This window comes from Streptomyces sp. V1I1, from assembly GCF_030817355.1.
GTDB lineage: Bacteria > Actinomycetota > Actinomycetes > Streptomycetales > Streptomycetaceae > Streptomyces.
Window position 1 is genome coordinate 8,077,320 of sequence record NZ_JAUSZH010000001.1, and the last position, 14,107, is coordinate 8,091,426.

Sequence of the window (14,107 nt, forward strand, 5' to 3'; positions counted from 1 at the left end):
TGTCGGAGTATGCTGACTCTCGCCTCCGACATCGAGGTGCTGGCCCGATTCGGCCGCGCGCTCGCTGACCCGATCCGCTGCCGGCTGCTGCTCGCCCTGGGTGAGGCCCCGGCCCATCCCTCCGACCTTGCCGATGCCCTGGGGATCTCCCGAACCAGGCTGTCGAACCACCTGGCCTGTCTGCGGGACTGCGGCCTCGTCGTCGCTGTCCCAGTCGGGCGCCGTACCCGCTATGAGCTGGCCGACCAACGGCTGGGACACGCGCTGGACGACCTGCGCACCGCCATTGTCGCCGTCGAGGCGGACCGCACCTGCACAGACGCGGATGACAAGGACTGCTGCTGATGACCGCCGAGATATCCATAGGCGGGGCCCCGGCCCGGCGCGACGTGCTGGCCCGCCGGGTACGGCTGCTGGTTGCCGCGACCATCACCTACAACGTCATTGAGGCGATCGTCGCGATCACGGCAGGCACGATCGCTTCCTCCACCGCGCTGATCGGCTTCGGTCTGGATTCGGTCATCGAGGTCTCATCCGCTGCGGCGGTCGCCTGGCAGTTCTCCGCCCGTGACCACGCCGTACGCGAGGCAAGGGAGAAGACCACGCTGCGGATCATCGCCGTCTCCTTCTTCGCCCTGGCGACGTATGTGAGCGTCGATGCCATACGCGCCCTGGCCGTCACCGGAGAAGCAGAACGCTCGATCCCCGGCATCGTCATCGCCGCCCTGTCGCTAGCCGTGATGCCGATCCTGTCGGCTGCCCAGCGCCGGGCCGGCCGTGAACTTGGCTCTGCCTCCGCAGTCGCTGACTCCAAGCAGACTCTGCTGTGCACCTACCTATCAGCGGTCCTGCTGGTCGGCCTGGTCGTCAACGCCGCGCTCGGCTGGTCGTGGGCCGACCCGATCGCAGCTCTGGTCATCGCCGCCATCGCGGTCAAGGAAGGCCGCGACGCCTGGCAGGGAAAGGGCTGCTGCGCGACCCCGGCCGCAGGCGTTCCCGCCCAGCGCACGGAGCAGGAGCACGACACCTGCGGCTGCCCATCTGGATGCGACTGCTGCGGCTGACGAATCCCGACGTTCCGCAGCTCGTTGATGGCGCTCTTCTGGCTACCAAGAAGCGGCGCGGCGCGCCTGGACCTGCCGCTTCCTGCCAATCGGGAGGCCGAGATCACCCTGCACACGTCGCTCTACAACGAATGGCGTCAGGGTTGCCCTTCAGACCGATGTACCGCGGCCCCGAACCATGAGTATGAACAGCCAGTGGTTTCCCTGGCTCGGTGTGCTCGGGGTGACTCAGGACCTTGCTGACGATCAGGCTCGGCCGAATATGAGTACGTCAGGACGAGCAAGCTGAGTACATCGTTCGATTCGCGCCCGCGCCGCTGCTGATCGAATGAGCACCATGATTCCTGAGGCACCGCGGAAGATCCGCTTGCAGCACGTCACCACCACCGGCTGGGCCTTGGCCTCGGCCCTGCTCCCGCTGGTGGCCGGCGTACTGCTGGCCAAGACGATGGCCGCGGATCCGCTCACGCCGGTCAATGCGATGATCACGCAGCGCGGGCAGCGTGTACGCATCTCACCGTCGCAGTGGCGCAGTTGCGGCCAGGATGCGCTGCGCAGGGGAAAGGCCGCTGCTGCGCAGGTCGGCAATGCGCCCGGCGGCCGGCATGCCGAGTCCCATACCTGGCGATGCCGGATGTCTCGTACGAGGTCCGTCCCAAGAACGGCACTGGGCTGCTTTTGTGGTTGCACTGCCGGGAGGCCCCCGGGACCGCCGATACGTTGATCAGGCATGCCGTTTCAGCGCTCGCGCGGCCTGCTCAGCGTTCCACTTTGCCCGGCTCTGTCCCAGGGGCTGGAAGCCCTGCCGGACCGTCACCTCCTCGCCACCGCAAGGGCGTTGGAGGCGCGCAGGATTCTCGGGAGAGCGGCTGCAGAGGTATGTACGGGCCGATCTGCCCGCACACGGCCTGTTCGCCTACATCGCCGGGTTGGCGGACGAGCGGGACGAGCTGGGTCGCCGTTTGGTAGTCCGCAACGGTTATCACCAGCCGCGACACGGCCTGCCATCGGCGATTTCGTGCCCGCGCTGGAGCAGTTCCTCGGCAACTCGGCTCCGACTACGTCTACGTATGAGCCGACGGCGTCGACTGTCCTCCTCAGGGAGGGGCTGGAGATCTGTAGCGCCGGGTTGTCGACCGGCCACGTCGGCCGCGGCGCGAGCTCTTGCTGCCGGAGTTTGCTCGCGGGGGGCTGCCGGTGCCGGTCGCGCTGTGCTGCGGCAGTGCGTCGGGAGCGCGGGCAAGTTCTTCCCATGTTCGGCACGGCTGCCGCGTGGCTCGACGACGCCGGGGATGTGCCGCTAGTCGTCTCGGTGAACGGCTGGGAGGCACCGGTGCGGTGGATCCAGCCCATTTCCGGCTACCCCTCAGGCAGGCGTACCCAGAGGCCGGTCGGCTCGTAGGGGACCCGTCGGCGGCCCAGGACGTTCACCTCGAGCGCCCGTCGCCGGGCGTCGGTGGTTGGTGTCGGTGTCGGTGGGCTTCCTGGAGGGAGGCAGTCGCGGTGCCGGTGCCTCGGCTGCGGCCCGGGGACGGTGACGGGACGTGAGTGGTGGGTGGCCGGCTGTGGGGTCGGGGTTGGTTTTGATCAAGCAGTTGTGTGGGTCAGTGGATAGAATTTGGGTGTGGGTGAGTGGCCTGTCGGTTCGGCTGCGCCGGGGTGTGTCTTCGGGGCCGGTTCGGGTTGCGTCGCGATGGGTTCGAGTGGACACCGCGGGGTGGGTGTGTGGGGTGTCGGGCCGGGGAGGGTCGTCTGCTTCGGTGGCCCGGTTGGTGGGCCGTGTGTCTGTCGCGTGGCTGTCGCACGGATGGGTGATGGTGGCGTGTGATGGGTACGGCGTCGGATGGGATGGATCTGTATTCGGGTCGGGCTTCAGGTCTGATCGGGGCGCAGATTGCGGGTTACCGGGTGGAGCGTGAGATCGGTCGCGGGGGTATGGCCGTTGTGTACTGTGCAAGGGATTTGCGTCTGGACCGTACGGTTGCGCTGAAGCTGCTTGCCCCGGAGCTGGCCCGCAATGACACCTTCCGTCGCCGTTTCACACACGAGTCGCGTGTGGCTGCTGCGATCGACCATCCTCATATTGTGCCGATCTTTGAGGCCGGTGAGATGGATGGTGTCTTGTATATCGCCATGCGTTATGTCTCGGGGCTGGATCTGCGGGCTTTGCTCGACCGGGACGGTCCGTTGCCGGTTGCGACTGCGCTGCGTATCGCCGCTCAGGTGGCGTCGGCACTTGATGCGGCCCATGAACATGACTTGGTGCACCGGGATGTCAAGCCCGGCAATATTCTGGTTGCCCGGGGCACTGACAGTGATCACCCTGAGCATGTCTATCTCACGGATTTCGGGCTGACTAAGAAGTCGCTGTCGCTGACCGGGTTCACTGAGGTGGGCGAGTTCGTCGGCACGCTCGACTATGTGGCACCGGAGCAGATTTCGGGCCGCCCAGTGGATGGCAGGTGCGATCTGTACAGCCTTGCCTGCGTCGTCTACGAAACCCTCGCGGGTGGGCCGCCTTTCGAGCGGGATGAGGACATGGCGCTGCTGTGGGCGCATCAGTACGATCAGCCGCCTGCCCTGAGCGAGAGACGGCCGGGGCTCGCGGCGGCGGCGGACGGCGTTCTGGCAAAGGCCCTGGCGAAGGTTCCCGCGGACCGTTACGGCTCCTGCCTGGAGTTCGTGGCGGCTCTGCGTGCCACTGCGAGCGGTGTCGGCAAGGGTTCGCATCCGGCGACACAGGTGGACCCCGGGGTTGTGGCAGCCGCGCGGCACCCCGGGCCGGCCCCGGATCCGCCTGTCTGGGCCCGGCCGGTCTTTGGCCGTCCGCCCGGTTAGATGCTCGGCTTCGAGACCGCTCGCCGACTCATTGCCGCGGGCCACACCGTCTACGTCGGAAGCCGGGACGCCGAACGCGGCCGCCGGGCCGCCGTGCGGCTGGGCGCGCGGGCAGTCCAGCTCGATGTCACCGACGATGTTTCGGCGGAGGCCGCGGCGAAGGCCATCGAGGCCGGGGGAGGGCTGGACGTACTGATCAATAACGCGGGCGTCGAGGGACGGGACGCCGACAACAACTTGATGGGCGCCGCGGAAGTGATCGCCGACACGATGCGGCACACGTTCGAGACGAACGTCTTCGGCACGGTGCGCGTCACTCGCGCGTTTCTCCCGATGCTTTAGCGCTCCGCCGCCCCGGTTGTGGTCAATCTCAGCAGCGGCCTTGCCTCGCTGACCCGGGTCAGCGACGCGGACACCCCGACGTACGCCTACCCGGGTGTCGCCTACCCGGCGTCGAAGACCGCGGTCAACATGATCATCGTGCAGTACGCGAAGGCGTTCCCGAACATGCGGATCAACGCGGTGGAACCCGGCTTCACCAAGACCGACCTCAACGGCAACACCGGCGTCCAGACCGTCGAGCAGGGCGTCGAGATCATCGCGCCCATGGCGCAGGTGGGCCCCGATGGCCCCACCGGAGGCTACTTCGACACCGAAGGCGCCCTTTCCTGGTAATCCGAACGGGCGCCATCAGATGCAAGGGTCCACGCCCACCCCGCCGGCATCGACGGGCTGGGCGTAGAACCCTCGACCCGCCAAAGAATCAGGAGCATTGACATGGCAGTGCAGTCACTTCCCGGCGGAACGTTCACCATGGCTGAGGACCTGACGGTCTCCCGCATGGGATACGGCGCGATGCAGCTGGCCGGCCCGCGCGTGTTCGGGCCGCCGGCCGACCGCGACGCCGCCCTGGCCGTCCTGCGCGGGGCGATCGAGCGGGGGATCACGCACATCGACACCGCCGACTTCTACGGCCCGCACATCACCAATCAGATCATCAAGGAAGCCCTGCACCCTTACGCGGGCGACCTGCGCATCGTGACCAAGGTCGGAGCCCTGCGGGACGCTGAGGGAGGCTGGCCCAAGGCGCTGTCCCGCGAGGAGCTGCGCCAGGCCGTCCACGCCAACCTTGAGAACCTCGGCCTCGACGCACTCGACGTCGTCAACCTCCGGATCGGTGGGTTCGACACCCCCGAGCCGGGTTCGATCGCCGAACCGTTCACCGCGCTCGCGGAGATGCGGCAGGAGGGCCTGATCAAGCATCTCGGTGTCAGCACTGTCTCCGCCGAGCAGATCAAGGAGGCTCAGTCCATCGCGCCGATCGTGTGCGTGCAGAACTTTTACAACCTCGCGCACCGCGCCGACGACGAGCTGATCGACTCCCTGGCCGAGCAGGGCATCGCCTACGTGCCCTACTTCCCGCTCGGCGGCTTCTCCCCGCTGCAGTCGGACACTCTGCACTCGGTCGCCACCCGTATGGAGACCACTCCGACCGCCGTCGCCCTGGCATGGCTGCTGCAGCGTTCCCCGAACATCCTGCTGATCCCCGGCACCTCCTCGGTGGCACACCTGCGCGACAACATTGCCGCTGCTGCGCTGCCCCTTCCCCAGAAGGAGCTGGCCGAGCTGAACGGGATCACCTCGTGAGCGCCGGAACCACCTTGCCCACCGTCGGGTTCATCGGACTGGGCGACCGGGGGCTGCCGATGGCGACCGCCATCGCCGAGCGCCGATGTAGCGGACGAGTGCGAGCAGCCTCCGCGGCCAACCGTAGACGCAGGCTCACCCGCGCAACGCGGCCTTGCCGCGCCTCGTATGCTCGCCCTCCGGCCCCGCATCGGCGCCGGGCCAGGGGAAGGGGGTGGGGTGATGTGGGACGGGGCCGAGTTGTGGCTGCGTAAGGCCTGTGGGTTTCTGCTGACGGGTGTGCTCATGAACGGGTGTGCTCATGACGGGATACGCGTTCGCTCGTGAGCGGTGGTGGCTGCCATGGCGCGTGATGGCCATCCTCGCCGGCATCGGGGCAGTAGTGGGGTGCGGGGTCGAGACGTGGAAGCTGATCCGCAGTCGGGAATCGGCCAAGACGGCATTGGACCGCCTGGAGGCAGCCGAGCGTGGGGAAAGCGTGTCGTGAAGGCCTGTCAGTTTTGGACTGCTGTCGGCCCCCTGGGCCCCTCGACTGTTGCCAGTGCAACCGCAGGTGGGAGGCGCGAACGGTCGGCAATGACCTTATGTGCTCGGCTGTGGCCCGGTCTATGCGCGCAGGTATCACTTAGGATCGGTCGCTTATGCGGTGGCGTCCCTGAGCGACAGCGCCTTCTCGAGCAGCGGGGACCGCACTGTCGATGCATGGGGGAGGCAAGTCGTGGACGCGGTACGCAGGGTTGTCACACGGGATGATCTGGAAGGCGTCGCGCGTGCAGCTCTGGGCACCGAACATCGCCTCGTGGGCGTATCGCGACTCCGGGGTGGAAGTAAGAAGGGCGTGTACCGCCTCACTTTGGACGATGAATCCACCGCGATCGTCTACATCTGGGACGACGCCGAGAACTATTGGCCCACCATGCAGGCCGACGACGCCGACAACCACGCGGATCCGTTCTCGCCCGCCTCTGGCATCGAACTCTTCGAGGCCGCCCACCGGCATCTGGACACCCTCGGAATCCGCACGCCCCGGATCCGGCTGACAGACCGAAGCAAGAGCCACTACCCGGCGGACGTCGCCGTGGTCGAGGACGTGCCCGGCGACAACTTGGAAGCACTGCTCCGCCAGGAGCCGCGCAGCGTGGGACCGACCATGGCGCGACTCGCCGAGGCACTCGGTGCGATGCAGCGGCACCAGGGTCCACGCTTCGGCAAAGTCGCCCTGATCGACAAGGATGGCGCCTCTGAGGGCAGCTCATGTGAGCAGGTCGTCCTGGACCGCGCGCTCGACGACCTCACCGAAGCAGCGTCTCGCGACACGGGGATCACGCGTTCCCGCGACCAGCTGGAGACTGTAGTTCGCAAACTGGCTGCGGCTGTGCGCCCACGCTCGCAGTACGGGCTCATCCACGGCGAGCTCGGGCCGGATCACGTGCTGGTCGACCGGCGTGGGCAGCCGGTCCTCATCGACATCGAGGGACTGATGTTCTTCGATGTCGAGTGGGAGCACGCGTTCCTGCGACTGCGCTTCGGCGAGCACTACCGGTGGCTGGACCACAGTGACCTCGATGAACAGCGTCTGACGTTCTACACGCTGGCGATGCGCCTGTCTCTCGTCGCCGGACCACTGCGGCTCCTCGACGGCGACTTCCCCGACCGCGACTTCATGAGGGGAATCGTCGAGCACAACATCCAGGAGGCGCTCGCCTTCCTGCCCATGGGCGAACGCTAAACCCCGTGCAATAGATCATCCAGTGCGGTTCCTCCCCCTCGGGTCCGACACGCAGTTGGAGCGCGCGTAGTACCGGCCGCATCCGGCGCCGGCACGAAGGCGGGCCTGGTACCACCGGGAAGGACGGCGGCGCGGCACGGTAGCCCACCTCGCCCCGGCTTCAACCGCGCCGGCGGCGCTCATGAACCGGCGCGGGCCTGCACGCGGCTCACGACGCGCGCCAGCCGCTCCAGCGCAGGACCGAGACTTCGACCACCGGTCCGCCGGGTGGCCGGTCGGCATACTGCTGGTATTTCGCCGTGAGCAGCCGGATGCAGCGGGCGGCCTCGGGGGACTGGTCCGGTGACGGGAGTACTCGGGCTTCGCCTTCGGCCCGGGCCCACCACAGGCGGTCCCAGTCCTCCTCGTAGTGGTCGGTGAGCAGGCAGACTGACGGGTTGGCGGCGATGTTGGCGAGGCGTTTGAGTCGCGTCGTCCGCTTCGGTTTGTGGTCCACGGCCAGCATTACCGTGTCGCCGTCCAGGGCGAACACCACCGGCACCAGGTGCGGGCGGGCCGTCGTGTCCGCCGTGGCGAGGCGGGCGATGCGCGCCGCGGCGAACCGCTCCCGTGCCTCAGCGCTCGTCAGAGCGGGCATCGCACTCCTTTCGGCAGTCACTGCGGTTATGGCCGTTACGGATTTTTCGGATCGGTCCCACATTCCGGGGCGCAGCGGTCTCCGGCGTCTCAGCGGTACCGGGCAGCGACTTGGGCCAGCCGGTCCAGGTACTCCAGCGACTCCCGTTCGGGGATCCTCGGGACGTAGAACAGCAGCCGCTCAACCCTCAGTCGGCTGTAGCCCTCGATCTGCTCGGGATCGTCGGGAACCGCGTACACCGTCACCGGCACCTCTCGATCGGCAAGGGCGCGCAGCCGCTCGATCTTCGGACCGAGCTCCTGCGGCGGCAGGCTGTTGGCCAGCCACGCGTCTCCGAGCTGCGCCACCCGGTGGAACGCGCCCTCGCCGCCGCCGACGTAGATCGGCGGATGGGGCGCTGCACGGGCTTGGGCCAGGCGTAGACCGGATCGAAGTTCACGAACTCGCCGTGGAACTCGGCCTTTTCCGCGGTCCACAGCTCTCTGATGGCGCGCAGCCGCTCGTCGGTGAGCCGGCCGCGGGTGGAGGGGTCGGTGCCGTGGTTCCTCATCTCCTCACGGTTCCAGCCGACACCGACGCCGAAGATCACGCGGCCGCCCGAGATCAGATCGAGGGAGGCCACCTCCTTCGCCGTCATGATCGGGTCGCGCTGCGGGATGAGCGCGATGCCGGTGCCCAGCAGCATCCGCTCGGTCACCACACCGATCGCGGTGAGGGCGACGAAGGGGGCAAGGGTGCGGTAGTACATCTCCGGCAGCTCACCACCGCCCGGGTAGGGCGTCTGGCGGTCTGCCGGGATGTGGGTGTGCTCGGCGATGAACAACGAGTCGAACGCACGATCCTCCAGTGCGGTTCCGAGCGATGTCGGGCTGATGCCCTGGTCGGTGATGAAGGTCGAGACTCCGAATTTCACGACGGCTCCGTGGAGGGGCGAGGGGCGAGCACGGGAAAGGACGCGCGGCACAGAGGTGCTGACTACCCACCCCGGGCGATCCCGCTCCCATGACCACCCGGGAGAACCATCGCGGAGCACGTTTCCGGGCGGGGTGTGCCGCGACGCGGGGCGCACCCCGCGGTCGCAAGAACGCGCCGGGTTGCCGGTGGACGCGCGGCCCGGAACCTCGGCGTGGCGTCTCCCGCAGGGCGGTGCGCCGACGCCCGGGCGGGCCGAGGACCGGCACGTTCTCGGGTCCGGCGGCCCGGCATCCGCTCCTCGGACGGAAGCGGGACGGGAGTACGGCCGATCAGTGATGCCAGTCCAGGCCCACAGTCTCCAGCTCGGAGTCAACCCTGGCCCTATTCCTCTGGAAGAGGGACGGACCGCGTACGAAGTGATTTGGGCCCGGGTTGACGGAATGATCAAAGCGAAAACCTTGAGGCAAGCCCTGGGTTGCGCTGCGACACCCGAGAGAAGGCCCCCGTGCACCGCAAAGCTCTGAGCATCTACCTGAACGACCACCTTGCCGGCGCCACGTCAGGAGTGGAACTTTCCCGGCGGATCGCACGGGCGCACCACTCGTCGGCCCGCGCCGGAGAGATGCGGCGCGTGGCCGAGGACATCGCCCAGGACCGCCAGACCCTCCTCGAAGTGATGGATTCGCTCGAGGTCACCCCTCGTCGGTACAAGATCTACGGGGGCTGGGCCGCGGAGAAAGTCGCACGGCTCAAGCCCAACGGCCGCGTCGTCCGCCGCTCGGGACTGAGTACTCTCATCGAGCTGGAAACCCTGCGGTTGGGCATCCAGGGCAAACACCAACTGTGGCGGGCACTGATGCACGTAGCCTCGGAGTCGGACCACTTGGACACATCACGGCTCCAAGGACTCATGGACCGGGCCACGAATCAGATGGCAACCATGGACAGCCTGCACGACGCCGCGGCCAGAGCGGTCCTGAGCCGAGGCGGCGGCTGACGCGAGCCGAGCGTTCGGACGCGTCGGCGGTTCGTGAAGGGATGGGACAGCAGGCACTTTCGGCGCACACGGTCAGGTCGTCGCAGCCCGCCCACGGCCGCGATCAGGGCGGCGCGGATGGTGGTCAAGTCCGCGATCTTCGCATCGACCTCGGCGAGCTTCGCGGCCGCGCGCTCGTGCAGCCCGGTTACCGGGCGGCCGTGGCGGTGTCGGCCGGTCGCCAGCAGCTCGGCGACCTCATCCAGGGAGAAGCCCCAGCCGCTGCGCCGCGATCACCCGTAGGACCATCACCGCCTCACCTCCTAGAGACGGTGGCCGCCAGCGCTGCGTTCCGGCTCGGGGAGCAGGCCGCGTCGCCCGTAGTAGCGCAGGGTCTGGATGTTCTACCCCGGCCGCTCCGGCGACCTGCCGCTACGCAAGCACATCGGTGCTCATGACGCGCTCCCTGCTGTCTCGGCTTGCGCGGCCATGGCCTCGACGACTGCGGCGTGCTCGCTCGGCGCCGCCACCTCCATAACCAGCGCGTTGTTGCCCTCGTGCCAGAAGGTGAAGGTGAAGAACCAGCAGCAGCCGGTCTCCCGCTGAGCCAGACCGCGCGCTTGCTCCTCCGCCGCCCCGTCCAGCACCAGCCGCACCCGGCCGTCCTCCACCCGCTCCACGCGCTGGAGGGCGTCCGCGAACAGCGCGTCGAACTCCGCCTCCCGCAGCGGCCGCTCCTCTGTGGGCAGCGTGCAGGCATCAGGGGCCCATGACGTCATCGCGCATCCCCGCTTTCGTGATCGCCGCCCGTCCGGTGAAGCGGCTTGACTTCGACGGTAAACCTGTACCTAGGTACCGGATGCAATCTCGTCCATCGCGCGGCACCGGAAGCGGTGGGGGTAGCAGTACCGCGCCACATCTTCGGGCGGACCGGGCCGGTCCCCGGGTGTGCGGCTCTGCACCCGGGCGGCCTGCTCCACCAGCTCAACGATCCGGGACTCGGCCGCGGTCAGCCGCGCCGTCACCAGCTGGGCCATGCGGGCCTGCACCGCCGCACAGTCCCCACCGTCGTACACCTCGACCAGACCGGCCAGATCGCTGCCGGCGATGCCGAGCTGCTCGGCTGTGGCAAGCAGCTGCCCCCGCACGTCCTTCGATGCCCACCGCCACGGTTTCAGCACCGAGGTCGTCGCCACACCCGGCCCATGACAGCTCGCAGCCTGGGAGAACGTGTTGGCCGCCGCCTGTCCCGCCACCTGCGACGTGCACGGGGGTGCTATCCGGGGCCCGCTTGCCGCCATGCTCCTCGCCACGTCGCCGGCAGCGGCCACACCTTCCTCGAAGACTTCCTCACCCACGACGCCCCTGGGCGGCGGTGTCTGGTTCCGGGACGGTCGGGGGCTGTCGGGCGGCGCTTCCGCGGGGTTTTACGCGATGTGTCTGGGTGCGTCAAGTCCCGAGTCCTCGGAACGTGACCGTGTGCTGCCGGTCGGGCCTACTTGAAGTGCGGCCCCACCCGAAAGGGAACGGGGCAGCACGGTAAGGCGGAAATCCTCGCCGAGGATTCTCCCTTCAAATAGTCCCTCTTTATCAGTAGGAGAAACTCATGAACCGCACTGTTCACACCCACAATGACGACCGTCCCAAGCGTCGGGGCCTTCGCCTTGCGACGGTTGTCGCCTCGGCCGCTGTGATCGGCGGAGGTGTCATCCTTCCGGCAACTGCCGCGACGGCGGCCCCGATGCCCGCCTCGTCGGTCGTGAGCCTCGCCGACTCCCACAAGCACCCTGACAAGCATCACGACAAGCATCACGGCAAGGGAAAGAGCAAGAGTAAGGGTAAGGGAAAGGGCAAGAACAAGAATAAGGGCGGTGACGCCAAGGGTGGTAACGCTTCCGGGGTTGGCACCAATAAGGGCGGTGACGCCAAGGGCGGTAACGCTTCCGGTACTGGCACCAACACCGGTGGTAATGCTCAGGGCGGTAATGCTTCCGGCGTTGGCACTAACACCGGTGGTAATGCTCAGGGTGGTAATGCTTCGGGGGTGGGCACCAATAAGGGTGGTGACGCCAAGGGTGGTGACGCTTCCGGCGTCGGTACCAACACCGGTGGTAATGCTCAGGGCGGTAATGCTTCCGGTGTAGGCACTAACACTGGTGGTAATGCTCAGGGCGGTAATGCTTCTGGCGTCGGTACTAACACTGGTGGTAATGCTCAGGGCGGTAATGCTTCTGGCGTCGGTACTAACACTGGTGGTAATGCTCAGGGCGGTAATGCTTCCGGCGTCGGTACTAACACTGGTGGTAATGCTCAGGGCGGTGACGCTTCTGGCGTCGGTACCAATACCGGTGGTAATGCTCAGGGTGGTGACGCCACGGGCTAGGAGCTGACTGGCGCGGACAGCGTCGAGTGAGTTCGCGGTCTGGCTGGGTGGCAAAGGCCGGCGGCTACGCCACCCAGCCAGACCGCCGAATGTCCGCAGGTAAGCGGAAGTGCGGCTGCTTCAGGCGGCCCTGCACCGTGGGGCGAATGCGCCCACCCCGGCATCGGGTAAAGACCCGTCTCGAAAGAATAAGAATTTTTCGCTCGTTCTCACCTTCTCGAGAGCATGCGGAAGAGGAACGAGAATTCTCATGAAGCGTAGTATCCGGAAGAGCAGTCTGGCCGTAGCCACCGCCTCCGTCCTCCTGGCTGCCGGCGGTGTACTGATCCCGGCGAGCGCGGCGTTTGCGGCACCGACGCAGCAGAGCCAGGCGGTGTCGGCAGCCAGCGGCGACCACGAGAAGCGTGACGGTCACAAGAAGAGCGACAGTCACAAGCACAAGAAGCGTGGCGGCCACGGAAAGCACGGCAGTCATAAGAAGCGTGGCGGTCACGAGGACTACTGCCGCAGCGGCACGGGCGGGGATGGCACCGGCGGCAACGGGACGGGCAGCAACGGCCCCGTCTGCCAGGCTCCGGGGGGCACCGGCACGGGCGGCACCGGCCGCGGCGGCAGGGGCAGCTGCGGTGGCCGCGATGGCAACGGCCGCAATGGTACGGGCACCAACGGCAACGGCGGCGGCCCCTGTCCTGACACACCGGCCCCGCACGCGCCGCCCAAGGACGACACCGGCAGCCCCTCCACTCCTGACACGCCGGCCCCGCAGGATCCCCCCAAGGACGAGACCGGCAGCGCCTCTGTTCCGGAGCCGGCTCCGCAGGCTCCGCCCAAGGAGGAGACCGGCAGCGCCTCTGTTCCTGAGCCGGCGCCGCATGCTCCGGCCGACGACGTCATCGTCAAGTGACCGCGCGGGGGAACACGCCGAAGGTGGATGGCGCCGTCCTGCGGACGTGGCCCCGGGACGGTCTCCTCGCCCAGTTGCGGGTGTGGTGATGTTGCCGGACGTCGCCTGGCTGGAAGGCTCGTGAGGATTGTGGGTTCTTGCCCCGCCGCATCTGCGGCGGGGCAAGACTCGTTCCCGTGGCGATGGGGGAGTGTTTGAGATCCCCAGAAATCGCAAGTCACAGGTGTTATGGCGCATGTGCGAAGGGAGTTGACGTGTCGGGGAAGCGTCACGGTGACGGAAGTCCGCGACGGCTCGGGGGGACCGCTATGGGGGGACTGCCGATAGGTCGATGATCACGGTGGGACCCGTCTTCATCCAAGCGGCTCCAGCTACCAGTACAGCGCTCCTGAGCAGCCCGGAGAAACGACACCGTGTGTCAGTGGTCGCTGGCAGGATGCGTTGCATGACCTCATCCACCGCAGCCGATTACGGCTGGTTACGTTCCTCGTCCTCACTGTTCGGATACGCGCTGGAGGTCGGGTACACCCTGACGCTGGTGCGGGGTGTCTCGCCTGCGGACTTGCTCGGACTGGTGGGGGCCGAGCCGCGTGGTGCGTGTGAGGGGCTCAACGAACTGATCGAGCAGCACGAGGTGCTCTTGCATGGGTACGACGACTGGCCCGTGTCCTTCCTCGCGGGAGCGTTCACCGTGCGGGGCGAGGGAGGGGACTGGGCCCTCGCCTTGGAATTCGGTGGCGATCTGGGGACGCGGCCATGCTTCATGGAGGCCCTCTCCGCCGGGACGCGTGCTGTCTCGCATTCGAGCAACGGGGGGAAGCCTATGCACTTCTTCCACTGGTATGAGAACGGGGAGTTGCGGACCGCCTTCGAGTGGCCGGCGGACCGGACCGGCAGTACTCCCGACGAGCTGAACGCCGTGATGACAGAGGTCGGTCTCAACCCCACAGGTGACGAAGCTCCCGACGTCGATCGCAAGGCGGCAGTCTGAACCGTTCCGGGTTTGATCGAGAC

At 67.4% G+C, this 14,107-nt stretch carries 15 protein-coding genes and 2 pseudogenes; 11 read left to right on the forward strand and 6 right to left on the reverse strand.

What is annotated here, in order from left to right; genetic code table 11:
• Positions 1-9: 9 nt before the first annotated feature.
• The 7 genes and pseudogenes from QFZ67_RS37685 to QFZ67_RS37715 all read left to right on the forward strand — a co-directional run bounded on the left by QFZ67_RS37685 (position 10) and on the right by QFZ67_RS37715 (position 7,278).
• Positions 10-345 (forward strand): helix-turn-helix transcriptional regulator, encoded by a 336-nt coding sequence (locus tag QFZ67_RS37685; RefSeq protein WP_307665522.1) that lies wholly within the window; start codon positions 10-12, stop codon positions 343-345.
• Positions 345-1,064 carry a cation transporter gene (locus tag QFZ67_RS37690; protein ID WP_307665523.1) on the forward strand — a complete coding sequence of 240 codons (720 nt, stop codon included), beginning with the start codon at positions 345-347 and terminating at the stop codon, positions 1,062-1,064. The genes QFZ67_RS37685 and QFZ67_RS37690 overlap by 1 nt, the downstream gene beginning before the upstream one ends.
• A 1,252-nt stretch (positions 1,065-2,316) precedes the next feature.
• Entirely contained in the window at positions 2,317-2,466 is a 150-nt protein-coding gene (locus QFZ67_RS37695; RefSeq protein WP_307665524.1) for a hypothetical protein, read from the forward strand.
• Positions 2,467-2,891: 425 nt separating this feature from the next.
• Positions 2,892-3,902, forward strand: a complete 1,011-nt coding sequence (locus QFZ67_RS37700; RefSeq protein WP_307665525.1) for a serine/threonine-protein kinase — start codon at positions 2,892-2,894, stop codon at positions 3,900-3,902.
• Positions 3,903-4,577, forward strand: a pseudogene (locus QFZ67_RS37705) (SDR family NAD(P)-dependent oxidoreductase).
• Between the two features lie 102 nt (positions 4,578-4,679).
• A complete protein-coding gene (locus QFZ67_RS37710) occupies positions 4,680-5,549 on the forward strand; it encodes an aldo/keto reductase family oxidoreductase (protein WP_307665526.1) in 870 nt (289 codons plus the stop codon).
• A gap of 718 nt (positions 5,550-6,267) precedes the next feature.
• Entirely contained in the window at positions 6,268-7,278 is a 1,011-nt protein-coding gene (locus QFZ67_RS37715; RefSeq protein ID WP_307665527.1) for a phosphotransferase family protein, read from the forward strand.
• Positions 7,279-7,486: 208 nt separating this feature from the next.
• Here QFZ67_RS37715 and QFZ67_RS37720 read toward each other — a convergent pair whose 3' ends face one another.
• Both QFZ67_RS37720 and QFZ67_RS37725 read right to left on the reverse strand, forming a co-directional pair.
• Positions 7,487-7,915 carry a TIGR03668 family PPOX class F420-dependent oxidoreductase gene (locus QFZ67_RS37720; RefSeq protein WP_307665528.1) on the reverse strand — a complete coding sequence of 143 codons (429 nt, stop codon included), beginning with the start codon at positions 7,913-7,915 and terminating at the stop codon, positions 7,487-7,489.
• An 89-nt stretch (positions 7,916-8,004) separates the two neighbouring features.
• Positions 8,005-8,828: pseudogene (locus QFZ67_RS37725) on the reverse strand (LLM class F420-dependent oxidoreductase).
• A gap of 507 nt (positions 8,829-9,335) precedes the next feature.
• Between QFZ67_RS37725 and QFZ67_RS37730 the strand changes: the two are divergent.
• Positions 9,336-9,827, forward strand: coding sequence for a hypothetical protein (locus tag QFZ67_RS37730; RefSeq protein WP_307665529.1), 492 nt, complete (start codon positions 9,336-9,338; stop codon positions 9,825-9,827).
• On the opposite strand, the gene QFZ67_RS37735 is transcribed toward QFZ67_RS37730, so the two are convergent.
• The 4 genes from QFZ67_RS37735 to QFZ67_RS37745 form a co-directional block, all read right to left on the reverse strand.
• Complete coding sequence (locus QFZ67_RS37735) at positions 9,758-10,072, reverse strand: MerR family DNA-binding protein (RefSeq protein WP_307666111.1); 315 nt, start codon at positions 10,070-10,072, stop codon at positions 9,758-9,760. The two genes, QFZ67_RS37730 and QFZ67_RS37735, sit on opposite strands and share 70 nt — an antisense overlap.
• Before the next feature lie 57 nt (positions 10,073-10,129).
• Entirely contained in the window at positions 10,130-10,207 is a 78-nt protein-coding gene (locus tag QFZ67_RS39265; protein WP_373430263.1) for a MerR family DNA-binding transcriptional regulator, read from the reverse strand.
• 51 nt (positions 10,208-10,258) lie between these two features.
• A complete protein-coding gene (locus QFZ67_RS37740) occupies positions 10,259-10,585 on the reverse strand; it encodes a hypothetical protein (RefSeq protein ID WP_307665530.1) in 327 nt (108 codons plus the stop codon).
• 69 nt (positions 10,586-10,654) lie between these two features.
• A complete protein-coding gene (locus tag QFZ67_RS37745; RefSeq protein WP_307665531.1) occupies positions 10,655-11,002 on the reverse strand; it encodes a hypothetical protein in 348 nt (115 codons plus the stop codon).
• Positions 11,003-11,412: 410 nt separating this feature from the next.
• On the opposite strand from QFZ67_RS37745, the gene QFZ67_RS37750 reads away from it, so the two are divergent.
• From QFZ67_RS37750 to QFZ67_RS37760, 3 genes are all read left to right on the forward strand, one after another.
• Positions 11,413-12,189 (forward strand): hypothetical protein, encoded by a 777-nt coding sequence (locus tag QFZ67_RS37750; protein WP_307665532.1) that lies wholly within the window; start codon positions 11,413-11,415, stop codon positions 12,187-12,189.
• Positions 12,190-12,439: 250 nt separating this feature from the next.
• On the forward strand, positions 12,440-13,093 hold the full coding sequence (locus tag QFZ67_RS37755) for a hypothetical protein (RefSeq protein ID WP_307665533.1): 654 nt from the start codon (positions 12,440-12,442) through the stop codon (positions 13,091-13,093).
• Positions 13,094-13,538: 445 nt separating this feature from the next.
• On the forward strand, positions 13,539-14,084 hold the full coding sequence (locus QFZ67_RS37760; protein ID WP_307665534.1) for a DUF6461 domain-containing protein: 546 nt from the start codon (positions 13,539-13,541) through the stop codon (positions 14,082-14,084).
• The last annotated feature ends 23 nt before the right edge of the window (positions 14,085-14,107 follow it).

Excerpts from the sequence above, each read along its gene's own strand:
- QFZ67_RS37685 (WP_307665522.1), top strand. The coding sequence starts at position 10 with ATGCTGACTCTCGCCTCCGACATCGAGGTGCTGGCCCGATTCGGCCGC.
- QFZ67_RS37760 (WP_307665534.1), top strand. The coding sequence starts at position 13,539 with ATGACCTCATCCACCGCAGCCGATTACGGCTGGTTACGTTCCTCGTCC.
- QFZ67_RS37720 (WP_307665528.1), bottom strand. The coding sequence starts at position 7,915 with ATGCCCGCTCTGACGAGCGCTGAGGCACGGGAGCGGTTCGCCGCGGCG.
- QFZ67_RS37695 (WP_307665524.1), top strand. The coding sequence starts at position 2,317 with ATGTTCGGCACGGCTGCCGCGTGGCTCGACGACGCCGGGGATGTGCCG.
- QFZ67_RS37700 (WP_307665525.1), top strand. The coding sequence starts at position 2,892 with ATGGGTACGGCGTCGGATGGGATGGATCTGTATTCGGGTCGGGCTTCA.
- QFZ67_RS37690 (WP_307665523.1), top strand. The coding sequence starts at position 345 with ATGACCGCCGAGATATCCATAGGCGGGGCCCCGGCCCGGCGCGACGTG.
- QFZ67_RS37750 (WP_307665532.1), top strand. The coding sequence starts at position 11,413 with ATGAACCGCACTGTTCACACCCACAATGACGACCGTCCCAAGCGTCGG.
- QFZ67_RS37740 (WP_307665530.1), bottom strand. The coding sequence starts at position 10,585 with ATGACGTCATGGGCCCCTGATGCCTGCACGCTGCCCACAGAGGAGCGG.
- QFZ67_RS37755 (WP_307665533.1), top strand. The coding sequence starts at position 12,440 with ATGAAGCGTAGTATCCGGAAGAGCAGTCTGGCCGTAGCCACCGCCTCC.
- QFZ67_RS37710 (WP_307665526.1), top strand. The coding sequence starts at position 4,680 with ATGGCAGTGCAGTCACTTCCCGGCGGAACGTTCACCATGGCTGAGGAC.